Annotated in this window: 20 protein-coding genes; 10 read left to right on the top strand and 10 right to left on the bottom strand. The window is 36.0% G+C overall.

From position 1 onward, the window contains the following. Positions 1-121 precede the first annotated feature (121 nt). The 4 genes from Q0992_RS05620 to Q0992_RS05605 all read right to left on the bottom strand — a co-directional run bounded on the left by Q0992_RS05620 (position 122) and on the right by Q0992_RS05605 (position 4,712). Positions 122-742, bottom strand: a complete 621-nt coding sequence (locus Q0992_RS05620; RefSeq protein WP_299521365.1) for a response regulator transcription factor — start codon at positions 740-742, stop codon at positions 122-124. Further along, positions 739-2,364 (bottom strand): sensor histidine kinase, encoded by a 1,626-nt coding sequence (locus Q0992_RS05615; RefSeq protein WP_299521364.1) that lies wholly within the window; start codon positions 2,362-2,364, stop codon positions 739-741. The genes Q0992_RS05620 and Q0992_RS05615 overlap by 4 nt, the downstream gene beginning before the upstream one ends. 215 nt (positions 2,365-2,579) lie before the next feature. Continuing rightward, complete coding sequence (locus tag Q0992_RS05610) at positions 2,580-3,032, bottom strand: hypothetical protein (protein ID WP_299521363.1); 453 nt, start codon at positions 3,030-3,032, stop codon at positions 2,580-2,582. Between the two features lie 351 nt (positions 3,033-3,383). Continuing rightward, the gene (locus Q0992_RS05605) at positions 3,384-4,712 is read right to left on the bottom strand and encodes a DUF5723 family protein (protein WP_299521362.1); all 1,329 of its coding nucleotides are present in this window, start codon (positions 4,710-4,712) and stop codon (positions 3,384-3,386) included. 376 nt (positions 4,713-5,088) lie between these two features. Between Q0992_RS05605 and Q0992_RS05595 the strand changes: the two genes are divergently transcribed. Then, a complete protein-coding gene (locus tag Q0992_RS05595; RefSeq protein WP_299521360.1) occupies positions 5,089-5,475 on the top strand; it encodes a nucleoside triphosphate pyrophosphohydrolase family protein in 387 nt (128 codons plus the stop codon). Between the two features lie 52 nt (positions 5,476-5,527). On the opposite strand, the gene Q0992_RS05590 is transcribed toward Q0992_RS05595, so the two are convergent. Continuing rightward, on the bottom strand, positions 5,528-6,598 hold the full coding sequence (locus tag Q0992_RS05590; RefSeq protein WP_299521359.1) for a branched-chain amino acid aminotransferase: 1,071 nt from the start codon (positions 6,596-6,598) through the stop codon (positions 5,528-5,530). Positions 6,599-6,735: 137 nt separating this feature from the next. On the opposite strand from Q0992_RS05590, the gene Q0992_RS05585 reads away from it, so the two are divergent. From Q0992_RS05585 to Q0992_RS05570, 4 genes are all read left to right on the top strand, one after another. Further along, entirely contained in the window at positions 6,736-7,218 is a 483-nt protein-coding gene (locus Q0992_RS05585; protein WP_367277946.1) for a DUF4920 domain-containing protein, read from the top strand. Next, positions 7,196-7,648: a hypothetical protein gene (locus Q0992_RS05580; RefSeq protein WP_299521357.1), complete on the top strand. Its 453-nt coding sequence runs from the start codon at positions 7,196-7,198 to the stop codon at positions 7,646-7,648. The genes Q0992_RS05585 and Q0992_RS05580 overlap by 23 nt, the downstream gene beginning before the upstream one ends. Then, positions 7,649-8,413 (top strand): tRNA (5-methylaminomethyl-2-thiouridine)(34)-methyltransferase MnmD, encoded by a 765-nt coding sequence (mnmD, locus tag Q0992_RS05575; protein WP_299521356.1) that lies wholly within the window; start codon positions 7,649-7,651, stop codon positions 8,411-8,413. It abuts the gene before it with no gap. Positions 8,414-8,708: 295 nt separating this feature from the next. Beyond that, on the top strand, positions 8,709-9,626 hold the full coding sequence (locus tag Q0992_RS05570) for a TIGR01777 family oxidoreductase (RefSeq protein ID WP_299521355.1): 918 nt from the start codon (positions 8,709-8,711) through the stop codon (positions 9,624-9,626). Between the two features lie 64 nt (positions 9,627-9,690). Here Q0992_RS05570 and Q0992_RS05565 read toward each other — a convergent pair whose 3' ends face one another. The 4 genes from Q0992_RS05565 to Q0992_RS05550 all read right to left on the bottom strand — a co-directional run bounded on the left by Q0992_RS05565 (position 9,691) and on the right by Q0992_RS05550 (position 13,036). Further along, positions 9,691-10,806, bottom strand: coding sequence for a DUF262 domain-containing protein (locus Q0992_RS05565; protein WP_299521354.1), 1,116 nt, complete (start codon positions 10,804-10,806; stop codon positions 9,691-9,693). A 13-nt stretch (positions 10,807-10,819) separates the two neighbouring features. After that, positions 10,820-11,599, bottom strand: coding sequence for an FRG domain-containing protein (locus Q0992_RS05560; RefSeq protein ID WP_299521353.1), 780 nt, complete (start codon positions 11,597-11,599; stop codon positions 10,820-10,822). Positions 11,600-11,696: 97 nt separating this feature from the next. Continuing rightward, on the bottom strand, positions 11,697-12,482 hold the full coding sequence (locus tag Q0992_RS05555; protein WP_299521352.1) for an anti-sigma factor: 786 nt from the start codon (positions 12,480-12,482) through the stop codon (positions 11,697-11,699). Beyond that, on the bottom strand, positions 12,482-13,036 hold the full coding sequence (locus Q0992_RS05550) for a sigma-70 family RNA polymerase sigma factor (RefSeq protein WP_299521351.1): 555 nt from the start codon (positions 13,034-13,036) through the stop codon (positions 12,482-12,484). Before Q0992_RS05550 ends, Q0992_RS05555 begins: the two co-directional genes overlap by 1 nt. 128 nt (positions 13,037-13,164) lie before the next feature. On the opposite strand from Q0992_RS05550, the gene Q0992_RS05545 reads away from it, so the two are divergent. After that, positions 13,165-13,677, top strand: a complete 513-nt coding sequence (locus Q0992_RS05545; RefSeq protein ID WP_299521350.1) for a fasciclin domain-containing protein — start codon at positions 13,165-13,167, stop codon at positions 13,675-13,677. A gap of 275 nt (positions 13,678-13,952) precedes the next feature. Here Q0992_RS05545 and Q0992_RS05540 read toward each other — a convergent pair whose 3' ends face one another. Next, positions 13,953-14,606, bottom strand: coding sequence for a YceI family protein (locus tag Q0992_RS05540; protein ID WP_299521349.1), 654 nt, complete (start codon positions 14,604-14,606; stop codon positions 13,953-13,955). A 168-nt stretch (positions 14,607-14,774) separates the two neighbouring features. Between Q0992_RS05540 and Q0992_RS05535 the strand changes: the two genes are divergently transcribed. The 4 genes from Q0992_RS05535 (at position 14,775) to Q0992_RS05520 (ending at position 19,031) form a co-directional block, all read left to right on the top strand. Beyond that, complete coding sequence (locus Q0992_RS05535; protein WP_299521348.1) at positions 14,775-15,323, top strand: nucleotide exchange factor GrpE; 549 nt, start codon at positions 14,775-14,777, stop codon at positions 15,321-15,323. Between the two features lie 35 nt (positions 15,324-15,358). Next, positions 15,359-16,471, top strand: a complete 1,113-nt coding sequence (dnaJ, locus tag Q0992_RS05530) for a molecular chaperone DnaJ (protein WP_299521347.1) — start codon at positions 15,359-15,361, stop codon at positions 16,469-16,471. 317 nt (positions 16,472-16,788) lie between these two features. Continuing rightward, positions 16,789-17,715: an ABC transporter ATP-binding protein gene (locus tag Q0992_RS05525; RefSeq protein WP_299521346.1), complete on the top strand. Its 927-nt coding sequence runs from the start codon at positions 16,789-16,791 to the stop codon at positions 17,713-17,715. Between the two features lie 2 nt (positions 17,716-17,717). Next, the gene (locus tag Q0992_RS05520) at positions 17,718-19,031 is read left to right on the top strand and encodes an ABC transporter permease (protein ID WP_299521345.1); all 1,314 of its coding nucleotides are present in this window, start codon (positions 17,718-17,720) and stop codon (positions 19,029-19,031) included. The last annotated feature ends 95 nt before the right edge of the window (positions 19,032-19,126 follow it).

The following is a 19,126-nucleotide window of genomic DNA, read 5'->3' as shown; positions in this document are numbered from 1 at the left end:
TTTTAGACTCTAATAGTAAAAGTTAAAAAATAGTATGACGTGTAGCTTTTTGCGAAAGAGGTTAACCATTAGTTGGTAGGATAAAAGCAGCTATAGCAAGATTAATTTTTTAATTAAAATTTTAAAACTTGTATTTTTTTTCTATAGCGTAGCGTAGGAGTTCTCCTTTACCATGCAAACCTAAAATACGCGCCATGTTTTTACGATGCGTATCCACCGTATGAACTCCGATAAACAATTCGTCGGCAATTTCTCGTGACGTTTTGCCTTGCGCAATCAACCCTAAAATTTCTATCTGTCGTTTGGTCAAAGTGCCTTTTGCTTTTTTGTTGCTATCATTTTCGGCTTCTACCTTGATATTGGCATCAAAATAGGTCTGACCTTTATGTACAGCACGTACTGCTTTTAGGACTTCGTCTAAAGGTGAGTTTTTGAGTAAATACCCAGAAGCACCAGCCTCTAACATTTGCCGAATCGCATCTTGTTGATCGAACATTGTAAAACCTAATATTTTGGTGTGTGGGAATTCTTTTTTGATTTGCTTTGTGGCTGAAATCCCATCCACTTTTGGCATTCTGATGTCCATAATCACCACATTGGGTTGTTTTAAACGTACCAATTTTAATAAAGCCTCTCCATCATTGGCCGTACCAATAATTTCGATATCGTCTTCGTATTCCAGAAGCAGTTTAATACCGTCAATAAGCGATTGATGATCTTCGGCGATGGCTAATCGTATCATATTGGAATGTCTATAATTATGGTAGTGCCTTTATTTTGTTCGGACTCAATGGTGAGTTTGCCGTCTAAATGCTCTACCCGTTTATCGATGCTACTAATGCCCATCCCTTTTTTGGTTTTGGTAATTTGGCTGGGGTTAAAACCTTTACCATTATCCTCAACCATAATGTTAATACTGTCGTCGTGATTGGTTAAATGTACTGTGGCTTCTGAAGCTTCCGCATGTTTGACGACATTGGTAATCAGTTCTTGGATAATTCTAAATAAGGTGAGTTCTAAGCTGTTTTCTAAGCGTTGGTCCAAACCATGATCAATCACCTCGATGCTAAGGGTATTGGAAGCCGACACTTTATCCGCCATATCTTTGACAGCTTTTAAGAGCCCTTGTTTGGCAATGACACCCGAGTTTTTGGCATGCGCGACCGAACGTACTTTTTGGTAAGCTTCTTCGATAAGTGCATTGGTTTTATCAAACAGTTCGGGAGACTCTTTATCCTTCAGCGCATTGAAATGTAGCTTTACGGTGGCCATCAACCCACCTAAATCATCATGCAGGTCATTGGCAATGCGTTGCCGTTCTTTTTCCTGGCCTTCGATCATCGCATCAATAGTGACGAGCTCTTGTTCCTTTAAAACCGTTGCTAGCTTTTGAGATTCTAAAGCTTTTTCTTGCTCTGCTAGTTTTTGTTGGCGTTTGGTGTTTTTTTGGATGAGATAGAAAACGATACTACCAAAAAGGATTAATCCTAAAGCGCCGAAAAATAGGTTTCTGTTTTGTTTGCGTTTGGCTTCGCTTTCTAAGTTTTGAATTCTAAGTTCCTGATTTTCATACTTTGCAATTCCTCTAGCTAATTCCCTACGATTTAAACTATCATTAAGTTTGTTGTATTCAGACAAGAAATAAAATGCTTTTTTATAATCTCCAAGTTTAGTATATATATCACTTAAATTTTGTTTTATGATTAATTTTCTGGTCAGTACATTCTCGACTATCGGTATTGAATCAGCTTTCAAAGTAAACAAAAGCGCTTTATCTAAATCGTTTTTATAGTTATGTGCGGTTCCGATATTCAAAAAAGAATTAAAATAATTGGTTTTACTTTGGAATACTTTATTAGTGTTTATTAATTTTAGTCGTTTATTATAATAATGTAATGCCGAATCTGGCAAATTCAAATTTTCGTTATAAAGAATTCCAATATTCGTAAGTGTATTCAAAAGAATTGTACTATCTCTTTTTGAAAAATTATAATTTAAGGTGATTTTATAATTTTCAAGTGCAAGACTATCCCTATCCCGAAACAAATAATAATTCCCTTTTAGAAAAGACTGAGTAATTTTGTAATTGTTGTTATTGAACTTAAACGCTTGTTTTTTTAATTCCTCTAAATAATCGATTCTGTATGGTAAGTCATCGTTATAGTCATACGACTGAGACAACCCTGATAATGTTGACAAGATTGTCAAAGTATCATTATTATGCTTAGCAGTTTTGAATGCCTCATTATGGTACTTGAAACTTAATGAATCATTTTGCGAAATCCTATAATAATAAGCTTTGAAGAAAATTAGTTTTGCTCTTAGATGCTGAGGTAGTTTGTTTTTTGATTCAATTTTGTTCACATAAAAAATAATTGAATCTTTGTTTCTTAACTTGCTATGATAAATTAACTTGAAATAGTCTTTTAATACTTGGTCTTCAGTTTTATTTATTTTATTTATAACTGATTCAATCGGTGTAATTCTATCAAAGTAATAATAAGATGAGTCATTCTGCGAAAAGCAGAATGATTTGAAAAAAAAGATTGCTAGAGTTGTAAATATTTTTTTTTCTATTTTCAATTTCTTTTAGGTGCTCCAGTAACTTCAGATTGCTTCTTTCTTTCCCCACGTAAACTAGGACACAAATTTCTTTCAGTATAATTCACCTCTAAATTGATGGTAATGATTGCTTGTGGTCGTCCAGTTTCAAATCCACCTAGTTTGACATTATAAATTACAAATTCGTTTGTAAAATCCTCACCAGTAGTTATGAAATCGACGCTATTCTTTGTTTGTTTTATTTTTTTAAGTGAGTGATTTTTAGGAACTGGAATTGAAAATTCTGCTTCTCCCTTATTTGTGTTATACTTGCCACTTATGATTGCATCTTTTGACGAGCAAATGTCATGCTTTATGTCCCTACCGTTTCTCTCGTCAATCGAGAAAGAAATATAATTACAGTCACAACACCCCATAAGTAAGATAATAAATGTAAATAAAACACCAATTTTTAATAATTCAGTTTTCATATATACAGTTTTAAGATTAATTAGTCAACATTACAAAGGTGTATTAATACCAAACACTAAACCATACCTAGTATCGGGTATTTTAATATAATCAATTAAGGGAAGGGATGCTTAAAGATAGCTCTAAGCAAGCGTATATCAAAATAATACTTATGAATTTAAAGGAGATAAATAAGGAATCGGATGGTGCTAAGTTTTAAGTGTTATCTTTTTTATTAACGCTGTAAGTTAACAAGAGGCCATTAATTAAAACCAAAACCAAAATAATATAAAGAAAGATCATCGCTGCTTTTTATTATAGAACAACTAAAAGCCAAAAATCCCTAAACGTAATGTCAGTTTTAACAAAACCTACTTGTTGTATAACGGTATTTTTAGGCCAACAAAGACGTCTGCCGTCTTCGAGCTATCGGATAAGAAGTTGCTAAATACAGATCCAGAACCAACACTTAGTGGGCCCAATCTAAAACCACCACCAACGACGACATCTTCAGATTGCCTAAGACTTACGGGTAGATAAAAACTAAACCATTTGGTTTCAAATCGAGGGGAGAATGTCAATACATTGGTGATGGTATTACTGCGTTCAACACGTCTTTCCACCAAGGATACATCGGACTGTACACTCACAAACCATTTTTTGGTAAGATGGTAGTCCACTAAGAGGTGCAAGGCTGTAGGTAATTGAATTCTGGCATTTTGGTTGTCAGCGGTACTGTCGTAATTATTATCCAAAAATTCCTCGATATCTTCTTGAAACGTCGATGTGCTTACTGAGGCATTTAAATTGTAAGAGGTGATTTCGGCTTGGTCGTAATTAATAGAACCAATATCAGTGACCGAAACACCAATTTTTAATTTATAGGAATTTTGTGATGGAGCGTCGTCTCCGTCCGTATTTTTAGACCATTTATAAACAAATCCTAAATCCAAGCCCAAGCCATATTCCAAATTATCGAATAACACATTGTCCCTGTCAAAATCCTGTGTCTTCCCATAGTTTAAAAACCCTTGTGTTTGTAGGGTTTCGGTATCACCAATAAATTCGCCTTCCAATCCGGGACTGCTGGCAAAAAGACCACCTGCACCCATCAAATACTTAAGGGTGATTCCACCTGTCAATTCATGCTGACTTCTTTTTAGTAATACCCGACCATAAGACACACCAATCTCTGTCCAAGCATGGAGTGTTCCGGTAAGATTTTGGGAGTCGAAACTAAAATCCTCATCATTTTCAAACTGATTCACTAAATTTTCATAAAGCCTACCATTGATTTCACTCAGATTAAAAAGACCACGTACTCTAGTGATGAAACCTATACTGCTTTTATGGTTCAATCTAAACATGGCCGATGGCCCTAAAATATCTGCATTGGCAAAGAAGTTGTTATTATCTTCAGGAAATCTAATAGCATCGTCATCAAATGTAAAAACATCATGGGTACTTATAAGGCTTCCTACATCAATACCGAAATAGTCGCTTCCGCCAAAAGCACTTACGGAGGCAAGATTTATATCAGTTTTTTGATATTTGGATACAATCATAGCCGGATTATAACTGACGGCATGTACACCAGCATAGTTGTCTACAGTATAACCTAAGTAATTCTGACTTCGACACGGAAATAGTATGAAAGATAAAAGTACTGTGAGACTAACGACTTTATATGCTGTTAGCATTTGGTTGTTTGATTAATAGTCTCAATCAAGTTAGTAAATTTTGATTGAATTCAGCAAAAAAGGATTTTGAATATTTAAGAAATATAAACCGAGAGCCTATTTTAATGGGAAAAAGTTATCCGCAACACCTATAAAAACTCATGTCAAAAGAAACTTAACAGTCGCAATCATACCAATAAAACCAATAAAGGCTATCAGTATCCAAACCGTGCCTTTGTAATAAGCTTTGTGTATCTTTTTGTCTTTACGATATTGATACGCAATGGCGATAACAAAAGCTATAAAAAATAAAATTGCAAAAATCAATTGACCTGTAGAAAACATTAGCGTATTTTTATGCGAAGATACAAATTTAGGCACTAAAAACGAAACGTTTATGCAAGACAAAATCAATGCTGTAAAGGCATTCCACACCGCTTTTAAGCTAGGATACCGAGAAACACCAAAAGCCAATTTAGGATTGGAAAAGAATATGCTACGCTACAAGCTAATGCGCGAAGAAAATGAAGAATACCTCGAAGCGGCTAATGATAACGATTTGGTTGAAGTGGCAGATGCCCTTGGTGATATGCTCTATATTTTATGCGGAACGATTATAGAACACGGCCTACAACACAAAATTGAAGAAGTTTTCGAAGAAATTCAACGCAGTAATATGAGCAAGTTGGGAGAAGACGGAGAACCCATTTACAGAGAAGATGGTAAAGTCTTAAAAGGCCCAAATTATTTTAAACCACATATAAAAGAAATTTTAGAAAAATAATTGAGACGCGAAGCTTTTCAAAAAACGTATGTGAAGTAGTTTAACCTAACACCTAACGTACTCCATATCTCCAGCCATGCTTATCCTCAGATAGATTATGCTGAATGTTCATTAAGGTCTTTTTAAATAGGGATGCGTATGAGTTTTCAACTTCTGGAAGTTCAAAAACATCACCTGTATGTTCAAATGCCGAAACTGGACTAACTACCGCTGCGGTACCAGTGCCAAAAATTTCTTTGAGGCTCCCATTTTTTGCGGCTTCCTTAATCTCTTTGACACTTACACGGCGAACTTCACAATCAATACCCAAATCCTCAGCCAATTGAATGACACTTTTACGGGTAACACCATCCAATATGCGATCATTGTTTGGAGCGGTAATCAATTTGTCACCAATTCTAAAAAAAATGTTCATCGTACCTGCCTCTTCAAGATAGTCGTGTGTCGAAGCATCGGTCCAGATAATTTGTTGATATCCTTTTTCCTGAGCTAAATTTGTTGGATAGAATTGTGCCGCATAGTTACCCGCTGCTTTTGCAAAACCAACACCACCATCAGCAGAACGGCTGTACTTTTCGGCAAAAAGCACGCGTACAGGTTCATTGTAGTATGCTTTTGCAGGCGAACAAATAATCATGAAGCGATAGGTTGCTGCTGGCGACGCCGAAATGGCGGGTTCGGTAGCAATTATAAACGGACGAATGTATAGCGAGTTACCAACACCAGGTTTAATCCAGTCGCTATCCAATTTTAATAAGGTTTTCATCCCGTCAAAAAAATAGGATTCTGGAAATTCAGGAATTGCCAATCGTACTGCAGATTTATTGATTCGTCTGTAGTTTTCATCAGGTCTAAACAAAAAGATGTTGCCATCATCGTCTTTGTAGGCTTTCATGCCTTCAAAAACAGCTTGACCATAATGAAATACTCTGGCAGAAGGCTCTATCGTTAGGGCTTGATAAGGCATAATCTTTGGAGACTGCCATTTGCCATCTTCAAAATCACAAACAAACATATGATCGGTAAAGACACGACCAAAGGTTAAATTACTAAAATCAACAGCGTTGATTTTAGAGGTTTCAGATTTTACAACAAGGACTTCGTTCGATTGGATTTCTGCCATGAAAAGCTGGTTTAATTAGCTGCAAAATTACAAAATCAAAGCCGTTAATAAAAGGTAATATTCTCTTAAATTTCGTAAATTTGTAATTCGAAAAAAATCAATTGAACATATAAAAAATGAAAAAATTAGTTTGTGTATTGGCCTTAGTAACTTTAGTGTTTTCATGTAAAAATGAAACTAAGGCCACAGAAGAAAAAGTCGAAGATGTCAAACAGGAAATCGCTTACGCATCGTTCGGTATGGAGATTAATGATGCCGATGCATTATCGTCTGAGCGTATGATGGTGCATTATAAAGACCTCAAAGCAGGTGACACCGTTAATGCCAAGATGAAAGGAAAAATTGTTGATGTGTGCTCTAAGAAAGGTTGTTGGATGAAGCTGGATATGGGAGATAACAACGAAGTGATGGTGAAGTTTAAGGATTATGGCTTTTTTATGCCGTTAAATGCTGAAGGCGAAGTGGTAGTAAATGGTAAAGCTTTTGTGACCGAAACGTCTGTGGATGAGCTAAGACATTATGCGGAAGACGCAGGAAAATCGGAAGAAGAAATTGCGGCAATCACAGCGCCAAAATTCGAATATCAATTCCTCGCTGATGGTGTCCTGCTCAAGCAATAAGCTTAAAATTCTAGCACTTCTGGTTTTGTGTTTGGGTTGTAAACAAGAACCTGAACAGAAAGCTGCTGAAGCTGATACCAAACCCGAATTGGTAATGTATCAGCCTTCTGAGATGGCAAATTTTATGAATGCCTTGTATGCTTATAATTTACAACTGAAGCAACAGATTGTTAATGGTGAAATGCCAGCATCCATACCGTTGGATTTGATGAAGTTGCATTCCGCTGAAATGAGTAATGGCCATGAGAGAACTGCTGTCTGGAATAGTTTTGTAAATGTTTTTATTGAATCACAGCAATCGGTTATAGATACGATGTCTAACACACAATTAAAAGAGCGCTATAATACAGCCATAAATAATTGTTTGGCATGTCATAAAACCGAATGTACAGGACCGATTCCTAAGATCAAAAAATTACTGATTCAATAATTGAAGCGTAGAATAATCACCACTTCCGATGGTTCAAAGACCATTCAGATAGAAGATTGGAACGAGCAATACCATTCCATTCATGGTGCCATACAAGAAGCAAATCATGTGTTTATAAAACATGGTTTGCTTTTTCATTTTGGGCTTATTAAGGATGTCACACCGAGCGCAGTCGAGGTGCAATCCGAAAAGAGTCTAAATGCCAGTGAAGAATCCCCTCGTCATCCTGAACTTGTTTCAGGGTCACAACCAATCAACATTCTCGAAATCGGCTTTGGCACAGGTCTCAATGCCTTTCTCACCTTAATACAAGCGAAGCAACTCAAGCAAAGCATCAATTATGTTGGTGTGGAAGCCTATCCTGTAGCAACCGATGAGATCGAAAAACTGAATTATGTAGAATTGATTTCCCAAAACCATCAATCTGAATTCGAAAAACTACATGAAGTGCCTTGGGAAGCACAACACCAAATTACACCTCATTTTCAGCTCGAAAAACAACAAAAGTTTTTTAAAGACATTAAAGCAAAAGATACCTTTGATATTATTTATTTTGATGCCTTTGGAGCACGTGTACAACCCGAACTTTGGACCGAGGCTATCTTTGCCATTATGTTTAAAGCCTTAAAGAAAAAGGGTGTTTTGGTCACCTATTCTGCAAAAGGCAGTGTAAGACGTGCCATGGAGGCGGTAGGTTTTGCAGTAGAACGTCTTCCTGGACCACCTGGCAAGCGTGAAATGCTAAGAGCTCTTAGCATTCGGTGAAGCGAAGCGAGCCAAATGTTACGAGCGCGTAAAATCTAATCTACTTGTCATGCTGAGCCTGTCGAAGCATAACCAAATATACTAACTCAAGCATTATGTCATTACGAGGAATTCTGACGTTTCTGTCAGAATGACGTGGTAATCTCATAAAACTGGACTAATTCATTAGATTGCTTCGTCGTTCACTTCGACAGGCTCAGCACATCGCATTCCTCACTTCTCACAATGACATCCCAAACGTTAAATCCAAACTAAAGTTTCGTCTGAGGCTTATGGCTTGCGCTATCTTTGCGCTATGGAATATCCAAAGACCGTTTTAATCACAGGAGCCACAGGACTCATAGGAGAGGAGATTGTAAAGCAATGTCATGCAGAAGGGATTGCTGTGCATTATTTAACGACGTCAACATCTAAATTAAGTATAGAACCCAACTACAAAGGTTTCTATTGGAATCCATCTGCCAATGAGATTGACCATACCTGTTTTGAAGGCGTATCTGCCATTATCAACTTGGTGGGAGCTTCCATTTCCAAGCGCTGGACAAGCGACTATAAAAAAGAAATCTTGGAAAGCCGTACCAAAACGGCGCAATTATTACAAGAAACCATAAAGGCTCATAATTATAACATTGACCATGTGGTATCCGCCAGTGCGATTGGTATTTACCCAACATGCCACACGCATTATTACGAAGAAACCCATGATGAGGTGTCCAAGTCATTTTTAGGAGACGTGGTGGAGCAGTGGGAAGCGGCTGTGGATGGTTTTAAAGCATTAGGTTGTAAAGTCGCTAAGATTAGAATCGGTTTAGTTTTGGCTAAAGATGGTGGTGCTTTGCCTGAAATAGTAAAGCCCATTAAACTAGGAGCCGGAGCCGCTTTTGGTGATGGCAAGCAATGGCAAAGTTGGATTCATGTCGAAGATTTGGCCAGTATCTTTATGTATGTGCTAAAACACCAACTCGAAGGAATTTATAATGGAGTAGCACCAAACGCAGTCACCAATAAAGAATTGACTAAAGTGGCTGCCAATGTCTTACAAAAACCATTGATTTTACCGAATATCCCAAAATTCGCCATGAAACTCGTACTTGGAGATATGCATATGTTGTTATTTGAAAGCCAACGTGTCAGTTCACAAAAAATAGAACACAAAGGCTTTCATTTTAGTTATGCTAATCTAAGACCTGCTTTAGAGGATTTGTTGATTTAACTGACTGTAGTTATTAATAAACGAACCATATTATTGTTTTCTCTTTCAGATTGTTTGTTAATTGTTAATAATCATCAAAGTTTCCGAAACTATCATCTTCATCTTCTATTCTGTCAAGTGCTCCGTTGAGTGTTTGATTTTCTTCAAAGTAACTAAAGAATAGATTTAAAACTCTTAACCTAAAGTTTAATGATTTTTCTCTGTGAACTCCTTGTTGATTGAAAAAATCAAATTCTTGTAACATCACATTTTGGTCTTCTGACTTTCTGTTTTCATTGCGTAAATCTTCAAACTCGGATAGGAAATATTTTAAAAGATTTGAGTCTCTTCCAAAATATTCTTTTAAAAATTGGTAATAGACAGGAATTACACCTTTACCTTTTAATAACATATCTTTTTCCTCAAAAACTTCATTGAACTTGACAAGCATATGTTTAGTTCTCTGTATTAAGCCTATTGAATCTTGATTTTCCTTTGAAAATTCTCTTATAAAATTTTCAAGTTCCTTGTTCCCAAGATTTATTAGTAGGCCTTTATATTCTACAAATAATAGTTTTGTTAATAAGTCATTATGTTGATAACGAGGGTTTTTGAAGCGAACTTTATGTGTAAAAAAAGGATTTTGTATTATTATCTGTCTTATTTCTCTATTAAGAAAGCTATTTATTGCATTTCTTTTTTCAGCATTTGTTAGGGCAATTCCGCCATTGAGTCGTAAAAACATTTCCTCTAGTCTACTATCCTCATCCGTAACAATAAAAACAACATCTAAAACATAATTCAATATCTTCTTGGCTGTTGTAGGGTAATCTAGATTTAGTCTTTCAAAGTCATAGTTATTTAGTGAAATATTATCATTAATTATTTTGCAACTTTTGTCAAGTTTGTATTTGTTATCTAAAAAATCAAAAATTGCTTGAAGTCTCTGTTTTCCATCAATTACGGCGTATATTTTGTCGTTGATGTTAAGGGGATTATCTTGCTCTACAAAATAATTAAAATAAAACTTAGGGATATCAAATTCATTTATGATTGTATCAATTAGTAATTTCTTTTTTTCTGGACTCCATATTCCGCCAAATCTTTGATAGTATGGCATAAAATCAATCCTGTTTCTGTTATCATAAATTTTAGAAACAGTTTGTTTTCCTAATTCATTTATTGGATAAATCTTATACATAGCTTTATCTCATTTATTTTTGGGTTAACTCTCTTCTTAATTCAAGAGATAGATGGTTTAAATCTGGGAATAAAGATGTTTCACTCATTCCTATAACACTCAATTCATTTTTTATACTGTATATTTTATCCTGCCCTTTAATCACAATTCTTTTTAAAAAGTCATTAGCTTTGGGGTCTTCTTCAAGCTTTGGAACTTCATCAGATGTAGGGTATAAAGTGAAAACCCCCTTTTGAGATACAATTCGCTCATTATTTAAAGGGCCAAAAATTGCAACAGGATAACTTGGGACTTTAGAACCTGTTTTATAAAAAGTCTGAATTTGATCGTCAGCCGTTATGTTTGGGATTTTATCTGTCTCATCAATTTTAGCTAATTCATTTAGTTTAAGAGGGGCTAAGCACCAAATATCAATATCTTTTTCAAAGTGTTTACCTGTTTTGCTCATGTCATCTCTGAAAAAAACAGAAAAAGCTAGAGCGGTGATTGCGGAAGTTGTCCAATCTAGCAATCTGGTTGGCATTCCAAAATGTTGCATTAGGAAAAACCATTCAAAATCATTTTTTGCAGTAAAATCTTTGGTTAAATAAGGTATTGATTTAGATTGAAAGTGTAAAAGAAAATCCTTTTCTAATCCACAATTAAAAGGATCTCGAAAAATAGATGGGGTAAGAGTATATATAGAGTTTTCATGACCTCGAAACCAAGTGGTCTGAAATTCATCATTTATCTTTCTAACTGACTCAACAAAGTCTTTAAGATCATTTATTTCAATTATATTCTCATTTTTCATTAATTCAATTTTAAACTGCGGTTAAACAATTAATCTATAAATTAAAGGTAAATAATCTGATATTAACTTTTATACGTAGAACTACGTATTTTTAAGGCTAGTTAAGGTAGATATTGGTTACTAACTTCTCAACCGTAGGATGGTCATTGCCACCTGCAGGCTCAATGGTGATGTTAAGGGATTCGGCATGGTCAATATAATTCATAGCCATTAAGTTGGAGTCTTTAGAAATGACTCCCATATTAATCATTTCGCCTTCCACATCGGCCCACATTTGGTAGTCGTGCTCAGCATCGAGTTCTGGTAAGCGTTCGGTATTAATCACTACGGATTTGGTCTCATGGTTCACATAACTCACCACTTTACCATTAGGTATTAAAGTATTACCTTTTAAAATGTATTGTTCCGTATCGGGATGAACAAGCGTGGCAAAAAGTGCCGTCTCGTCTTCAATTTGTTGGTTAAGCTCATTAAGCTTATCATTAAGCTCAGTTTTTTCGTTTTCAACCGTTTTCAACTGCTGTTTAACCTCATTCAGTTGGTTGTATAGCCAAAAACTACCAACGAGTAATAATGCAGCAACACTCGCTGCAATACCCAAATACCATTTAGAATTGGTGTTAGGTTTTAATTCAACCACCTTAGAAGTTCCAGAAGATGATGTTATGGTGTCTAACAATTGGGACTTTATTGCTGAAGGTGGTGTAATGGCATTTTCCAATCCAAGCGTTTCAAAGTCCTGCTCCAATTGATCAAAATAAGTTTTGAGTTCAGTATCGGATGCTAAGAACTGCTCAATCTGTTCGCATTCCTTAGCGTTGAGTTCTCCAAGCAGATATTGCTCTAGTAATCCATTCTCTAATAGCGTTTTCTTGTCCATCATCACAGCGCATTTAGTATTAGTAATAGTAAACTTAGCATTTTGGTATAGCTTTCTCGCAATTGCTTTAAGGCTTGTCGCACATAAGATTTAAACGTACCTAAAGGCACATCCATTTCTTGGTGTGCTTCACGATGTGTTAGGCCTTTAAAGTAAACCAATTCGATGGCTTCCTTGTGGTGTGCTTCGAGTTGTGTTACCGCTCCATTAAGCTCTAAATACTCAGCATCTATACTTATAGCATCTTCTTTTTGATTATATACACTAAAATCATCGGTTTGGATGAGCGGATCGGTTTTTCTCAAAACATTTAACACTTTATTTTTTGCAATCCGATAAATCCAAGTGTAAAAACGGCCTTTGGTGGCATCATAGCTTTCCGCTTTTTCCCAAACCGTCATAAAGGTATCTTGAAGTAAATTTTGGGCTTTACCTTCATCTTTAATCATTTTTAGGATGACACTGTAAATGGCACCAGCATAGTTGTCATAGAGTAACGATAACGCACGCTCATCCTTATTTTGCAGTTGTTGAATAAGTTGGTTGTCGTTTTGCATTAATGTTAAAGATTTCCCAAATGTAAGGCTTTGCTCATCCAGCACATACAAGCCTGTGTAAATATAAACGAAAGCACTACAAAAAACGAATAAGTGCAAAATAGTTTAACCATAAATTTAAAAAAATCATGAAAAAATTAGTATTTGTATTGACAACCGTTGTTGCCTTAGCATTCGCACAAACATCAAAAGCACAAGGGACTATTGTAGATGCAGCCGTAGGAAATGAAAATTTCTCAACCTTAGTAGCTGCATTAAAAGCTGCAGATTTAGTAGGAGCCTTACAAGGTGATGGCCCTTTTACCGTATTTGCACCAACCAACGATGCATTCGCAAAAATCGACAAAGAGACTTTAGGTAACTTATTGAAGCCAGAAAACAAAAAGACCTTAGCTAAAATCTTAACATACCATGTGGTGTCTGGTAAGTTAATGGCTAACGATGTTGTTGCTGCTTTAAAGAAAGGTAAAGGAAAAGTTGTGGTAGAAACCCTTGCTGGACAAAAGCTAACCGTAATGCAAAAAGATGGAAAAATTTGGTTGAAAGACCAAGCGGGCAATTACAGTGAAATCACTGCGACAGATGTAGCAGGAAGTAATGGTGTGATTCACGTAATTGACACAGTAGTAATGCCTAAATAATGGTTTTAGTGTTAATAGTTAGAGGCGCATTACTACAAAACGCTATTAGTTGATATTTTGGTTGATGGTAATTGATTAATAGCGAAGCAATTTTAGTTATAAAATTGCTATGAAAGAGAAAAGCACTTACAGTACTGTAAGTGCTTTTTGATTTGTAATTGCAAAATTGTCACTTCGAGTGTCCTGACAGTATAGTCAGGATGTATCGAGAAGTTTTAATTAAGAAGTTCTCGATACTTTTCTTTCAGAAAAACTCGAACGGACTTTTTAGCTTTTTAAGCCTTAACAGCAACCAAGTTAACTTTTAGCTCAATATCATCGTTGATAAACTTATCACCCAAGTTGTCAAAAAATGATTTAGAGCCATACTTTATATTCCACTTAGAGCGGTCTATAGTAAATGTTTCACTTGTTAAGGTCATGTTGTCTCCATCCATGCTTGTAGTCACAGGAATACTAATATTGTTGGTAGCATCTTTCATGGTTAAATTACCAGATAGCATCGTTTTTCCATCAACAGTTTCTATACCAGTAACCTCAAATTTGGCTTGCGGATAGGTTTCAACATCAAAAAAGTCAGCACTGGTTAAGTGTCCTGTTAATTTAGCATTGCCTTCTTCTTCTGCTGGAATATCAGTAACAGCAATAGAACTCATATCAATAACAAAATTACCGCTCTCTACGGCACCGTCATTAACATTAACAACCCCTTCTGCAATAGAAATAGTTCCTGTGTGAGATCCTGTTGGCTTAAAACCCTTCCATTCAATAGTCGATTTGTTGGTATCAGCATTAAATGTTACGGCAGAGGCCTCAGCAACAGCTGCTTCTTCGGCTTCAGTAGTTTCGGCCTCTTTGGCTTTATCTTTACAGCTAGAGAAAGCTACGAATGCTACTAAAGCAAAAATTTTTAAAAATGAAGTTTTCATGTGAGTGTGTTTTTTTTGAATTTGTTCGTGAGTCGCAAAGTTAATTAGATTCTTCCCTGAAGACTTATAAAAAAATGTTAATGACATTTTGACATTTTTATAATAATGGCAGTACTTTTGCAACTCTAAATCGAAGATTTAAAATTAAGTTTTAAAACAAAACTCAAAATGAGTAAAAAAGATAAGAATAACGAGGTCGAAGAACCACAAGTAGAAGATACAGCAACGGCTACAGCGGAAGCTGAAGAACAAAAAAAAGAAAAGTCGGCCGAGGAGCAGTTGCAAGATCAGCTCGCTGCCGAGAAAGATAAATTTATGCGTTTGTTCGCTGAGTTTGAAAATTATAAAAAGCGTACGAACAGGGAACGCCTTGAATTGTTTAAGACAGCAAGTGAGGGCGTCATGTTGGCAATGCTTCCTGTACTCGATGATTTTGAACGTGCTTTAATGCATATCGAAGAGGATAAGGAAGCTGAGGAATTGCGCAAAGGTGTATTGTTGATTTACAATAAGCTTTTAAATACCCTAGAACAGAAAGGCTTATCTAAGATAGAGGTGAATCAAGGAGATGCCTTTAACGCTGATGATCATGAAGCAGTAACCCAAATTCCTGCACCAAGTGAGGATTTAAAAGGAAAAATCATCGATGTTGTTGAGCGCGGCTACAAACTAGGTGATAAAGTGATTCGATTCCCAAAAGTGGTGATTGGGCAATAATAAAAAGATAATTGCGCTTGGGGCGCAAAAGAATTATGAAAGAAGATTATTACGACGTATTAGGAGTAAGTAAAGGTGCTTCGGACTCAGAGATAAAAAAAGCCTATCGTAAAATGGCTCTAAAATATCATCCTGATAAGAATCCAGATGATAAAGAAGCTGAGGAAAAATTTAAGCAAGCCGCTGAAGCTTATGAGGTTTTAAGTAATCCTGATAAGAAAGCACGTTATGACCAGTTTGGGCATCAAGCCTTTGAAGGTGCAGGTGGCTTTGGTGGAGGTGGCATGAACATGGATGACATCTTTAGTCAGTTTGGTGACATTTTTGGAGGAGCTTTTGGTGGTGGCGGATTTAGTGGCTTCGGTGGCGGAGGACGACGTGTTGTAAAAGGCAGTAACCTAAGAATTCGTGTTAAACTGTCTTTAGAGGAAGTCGCTAATGGTATCGAAAAGAAGATTAAAGTAAAGCGTAAAATTCAAGCTAAGGGGACGACCTATAAGACGTGTACCACTTGTAACGGTTCAGGACAAGTAACGCGTATAACCAACACCATTTTAGGACGAATGCAAACAGCTAGTACTTGCCAAACATGTGGTGGTACAGGGCAAATCATAGATAAAAAACCAACAAATGCAGATGCTCAAGGTCTTATAACGACTGAAGAAACGGTATCTGTTAAAATACCAGCAGGTGTTGTTGATGGCATGCAACTTAAAGTGACAGGAAAAGGTAATGATGCACCTGGCAATGGTATTGCAGGTGACTTATTAGTGGTCATCTCGGAAGAGGAACACCCAACCTTGAAGCGCGAAGGCGATAATCTACATTACGATATGTATGTGAGCTTGCCAGATGCAGTTTTAGGCACCTCTAAAGAAATAGATACTGTTACAGGTAAAGTGCGGATTAAAATTGAAGCTGGTGTGCAGTCCGGAAAAATTTTAAGACTTAGAGGCAAAGGTATTCCGAGCATTAATGGTTACGGTAAGGGAGATTTACTGGTTCATGTAAATGTTTGGACACCAAAGACTTTGAGCAAAACACAAAAGGAGTTTTTTGAAAACATGAGAGAAGACGAGCATTTTGAGCCAAAACCCGAAAGTTCAGACAAATCTTTTTTTGAAAAGGTTAAAGATATGTTTTCATAAAAAAGCCTCTGTTTAATAAAAAATACTATCTTTGAATTATCGCTAATGCTAATTAGCGGTAATTTTTCTTTTTCATAGCAATTTTTTCCCATCCTTATCTAACCGTAAGGGTGGGTTTTGTTTTTTTATTAAAATCCACTTTTGAAAAGCCTTTATGGCACATTCAAAAATTGTTGGTTATACTAATCCTGCTTAAGAGTGGGATCTCATTTATGCTTCACCATTATGAAAAAGCGAATAAGTAGTCTTTATGCATTAAAACTTACTAACATTTAATATATTTACGCTCTAACCTCTTATAGAAAATCGCTTAGTATATGAATGACTTATTAGTTGCTGATTCCGTGTCTAAGAACTTTGGGAATTTTAAAGCACTAAATGAAGTATCTATTGCCGTGCCTAAAGGCAGTATATTTGGATTGTTAGGTCCAAATGGAGCAGGAAAAACAACGCTGATTCGCATTATTAATCAAATTACCATGCCCGACGAAGGGACCGTTCAGCTAGATGGGCAACCTTTAAAACCAGAGCATATAAGGGATATTGGATATTTACCCGAAGAACGCGGATTGTACAAATCCATGAAAGTGGGCGAACAAGCTTTGTATTTGGCACAACTTAAAGGTATGGCGAAGTCTGAAGCAAAAAGTAGATTGAAATATTGGTTTGATAAGTTGGAAATAGGAGATTGGTGGAATAAGAAAATCCAAGAATTGAGCAAAGGGCAAGCGCAGAAGATTCAGTTTGTGGTCACTGTGCTTCATAAACCAAAACTTTTAATTTTTGATGAGCCGTTTTCGGGTTTTGACCCTATTAATGCCAACCTTATTAAGGATGAAATCTTAAAACTAAGAGACGAAGGTGCCACGGTTATTTTTTCGACCCATCGTATGGAATCGGTCGAGGAACTCTGTGACCATATAGCACTTCTTGATAAATCAAATAAAATTTTGGACGGCAAGCTCAATGATATCAAACGTCAGTTTAAGACCAACACCTTTGAAGTTGGTCTGCAATCCAATAATAGCAGTGCCGTTTTGGCTGAAATAAAGGATAAGTACCAAGTACTTCCTGCGACATTTAAGAATTTGAATGACGATATTAAGCTGAACGTAAAAATAGATGAATCTACATCATCAAATGATTTGTTGTCTTTTTTAGCTTCGAAAGCAGAAGTACATCACTTCGTGGAAGTGATTCCCACAGCAAACGATATTTTTATTGAAACTGTAAAAAACAACTAAAGATGAATCATCTACCACTTATTATAAAGCGCGAATATCTCACAAAGGTGAAGAATAAATCATTTATCATAATGACATTTTTAAGTCCCTTAATAATGATAGCGCTTATTGCCGTAGTTGCTTATTTATCGCAATTAAATAACGATAAAAAACGAACGATCTCAATTTTGGATGAAACAGGTTATTTAAAAGATGTTTTTCAGAATACAGAAAATACAACGTATAATAGTCTTAGCGATTTTAGCCTAGCGGAAGCCATAACTTTGGTTAAGGAAACTGAAGAATATGGTTTGCTTCATATTGCCAAAGTAGATGCTTTAGATGAGGTTTCCAGTAATATCAAATTTTATTCTGAAGAATCACCATCTTTAACAGTCATCTCTGGTATTGAGCGAAAAATCGAGAAGCGTCTGCGTGAAATGAAACTACAAAAGGATGGCGTGACATTAGCACAGATAGAAGCCTCTAAAACAAGTGTGGATATTGCACAAGAGAGTTTTGATGGCGAGAAAAGTTCTAAAATAGATAATATTATTAAGTTGGCCTTTGGTGGTATTGCGGGTTATCTGCTGTTTATGTTTATCATTATATACGGTAATATGATTATGAGAAGTGTTATTGAAGAAAAAACCAGTAGAATTATTGAAGTTATCATTTCCTCTGTAAAACCGATTCAATTAATGATGGGTAAGATTATTGGAACATCTCTTGCTGGAGTGACACAATTCGCCATTTGGGTAGTATTAGGTGGGGTTTTAATGGTCATTGTATCTGCAATTTTCGGTATTGATATGACCCAAGCATCAAGTCAGCAACAAGAATTAATGAATCAAGCCATGCAGACTGAGGGTGCGCAAACTATAGTAGAAAATTTAATTACAAGTATTAACAACTTGCCCATATTGAATCTGGTTATAGCTTTTATGTTCTTTTTTATTGGAGGTTATTTATTGTACAGTTCGCTTTATGCAGCCATAGGAGCTGCGGTAGATAATGAAACCGATACGCAACAGTTTATGTTGCCTATACTGATGCCATTGATTTTGGCAGTTTATGTAGGTGTGTTTACGGTTATAGAAGATCCTCATGGAACCGTTTCGACTGTATTTTCGTTTATACCTTTGACATCTCCCGTCGTAATGTTAATGCGCATTCCTTTTGGTGTTCCACTATGGCAACAAGGGCTGTCTTTGTTACTTCTTATAGGTACATTTATGCTTGCGGTTTGGTTTGCAGCTAAAATTTATCGTGTTGGTATTCTGATGTATGGCAAAAAGCCGACATACAAGGAGCTTTTCAAATGGTTGAAGTATTAGCAAATGATACAAGATTTAAAAAAGATTGAAGAAAAAGTCGCGGAAAGTAATACTTGGGGAAAAATTTCAGAGTTCCTGAATAAGCACATAGACTT

The organism is Winogradskyella sp., from assembly GCF_028289625.1.
Classification (GTDB): domain Bacteria; phylum Bacteroidota; class Bacteroidia; order Flavobacteriales; family Flavobacteriaceae; genus Winogradskyella.
Note: the sequence above shows the minus strand (reverse complement) of the source record. Positions and strands in the feature narration are given on the sequence as shown.

Bases quoted from the DNA above. Each gene is read 5' to 3' on its own strand.
- Q0992_RS05620 (WP_299521365.1), bottom strand. From the start codon at position 742: ATGATACGATTAGCCATCGCCGAAGATCATCAATCGCTTATTGACGGT.
- Q0992_RS05610 (WP_299521363.1), bottom strand. From the start codon at position 3,032: ATGAAAACTGAATTATTAAAAATTGGTGTTTTATTTACATTTATTATC.
- Q0992_RS05605 (WP_299521362.1), bottom strand. From the start codon at position 4,712: ATGCTAACAGCATATAAAGTCGTTAGTCTCACAGTACTTTTATCTTTC.
- Q0992_RS05595 (WP_299521360.1), top strand. From the start codon at position 5,089: ATGCAAGACAAAATCAATGCTGTAAAGGCATTCCACACCGCTTTTAAG.
- Q0992_RS05590 (WP_299521359.1), bottom strand. From the start codon at position 6,598: ATGGCAGAAATCCAATCGAACGAAGTCCTTGTTGTAAAATCTGAAACC.
- Q0992_RS05580 (WP_299521357.1), top strand. From the start codon at position 7,196: ATGGTGTCCTGCTCAAGCAATAAGCTTAAAATTCTAGCACTTCTGGTT.
- Q0992_RS05570 (WP_299521355.1), top strand. From the start codon at position 8,709: ATGGAATATCCAAAGACCGTTTTAATCACAGGAGCCACAGGACTCATA.
- Q0992_RS05565 (WP_299521354.1), bottom strand. From the start codon at position 10,806: ATGTATAAGATTTATCCAATAAATGAATTAGGAAAACAAACTGTTTCT.
- Q0992_RS05560 (WP_299521353.1), bottom strand. From the start codon at position 11,599: ATGAAAAATGAGAATATAATTGAAATAAATGATCTTAAAGACTTTGTT.
- Q0992_RS05555 (WP_299521352.1), bottom strand. From the start codon at position 12,482: ATGATGGACAAGAAAACGCTATTAGAGAATGGATTACTAGAGCAATAT.
- Q0992_RS05550 (WP_299521351.1), bottom strand. From the start codon at position 13,036: ATGCAAAACGACAACCAACTTATTCAACAACTGCAAAATAAGGATGAG.
- Q0992_RS05545 (WP_299521350.1), top strand. From the start codon at position 13,165: ATGAAAAAATTAGTATTTGTATTGACAACCGTTGTTGCCTTAGCATTC.
- Q0992_RS05540 (WP_299521349.1), bottom strand. From the start codon at position 14,606: ATGAAAACTTCATTTTTAAAAATTTTTGCTTTAGTAGCATTCGTAGCT.
- Q0992_RS05535 (WP_299521348.1), top strand. From the start codon at position 14,775: ATGAGTAAAAAAGATAAGAATAACGAGGTCGAAGAACCACAAGTAGAA.
- dnaJ (WP_299521347.1), top strand. From the start codon at position 15,359: ATGAAAGAAGATTATTACGACGTATTAGGAGTAAGTAAAGGTGCTTCG.
- Q0992_RS05525 (WP_299521346.1), top strand. From the start codon at position 16,789: ATGAATGACTTATTAGTTGCTGATTCCGTGTCTAAGAACTTTGGGAAT.
- Q0992_RS05520 (WP_299521345.1), top strand. From the start codon at position 17,718: ATGAATCATCTACCACTTATTATAAAGCGCGAATATCTCACAAAGGTG.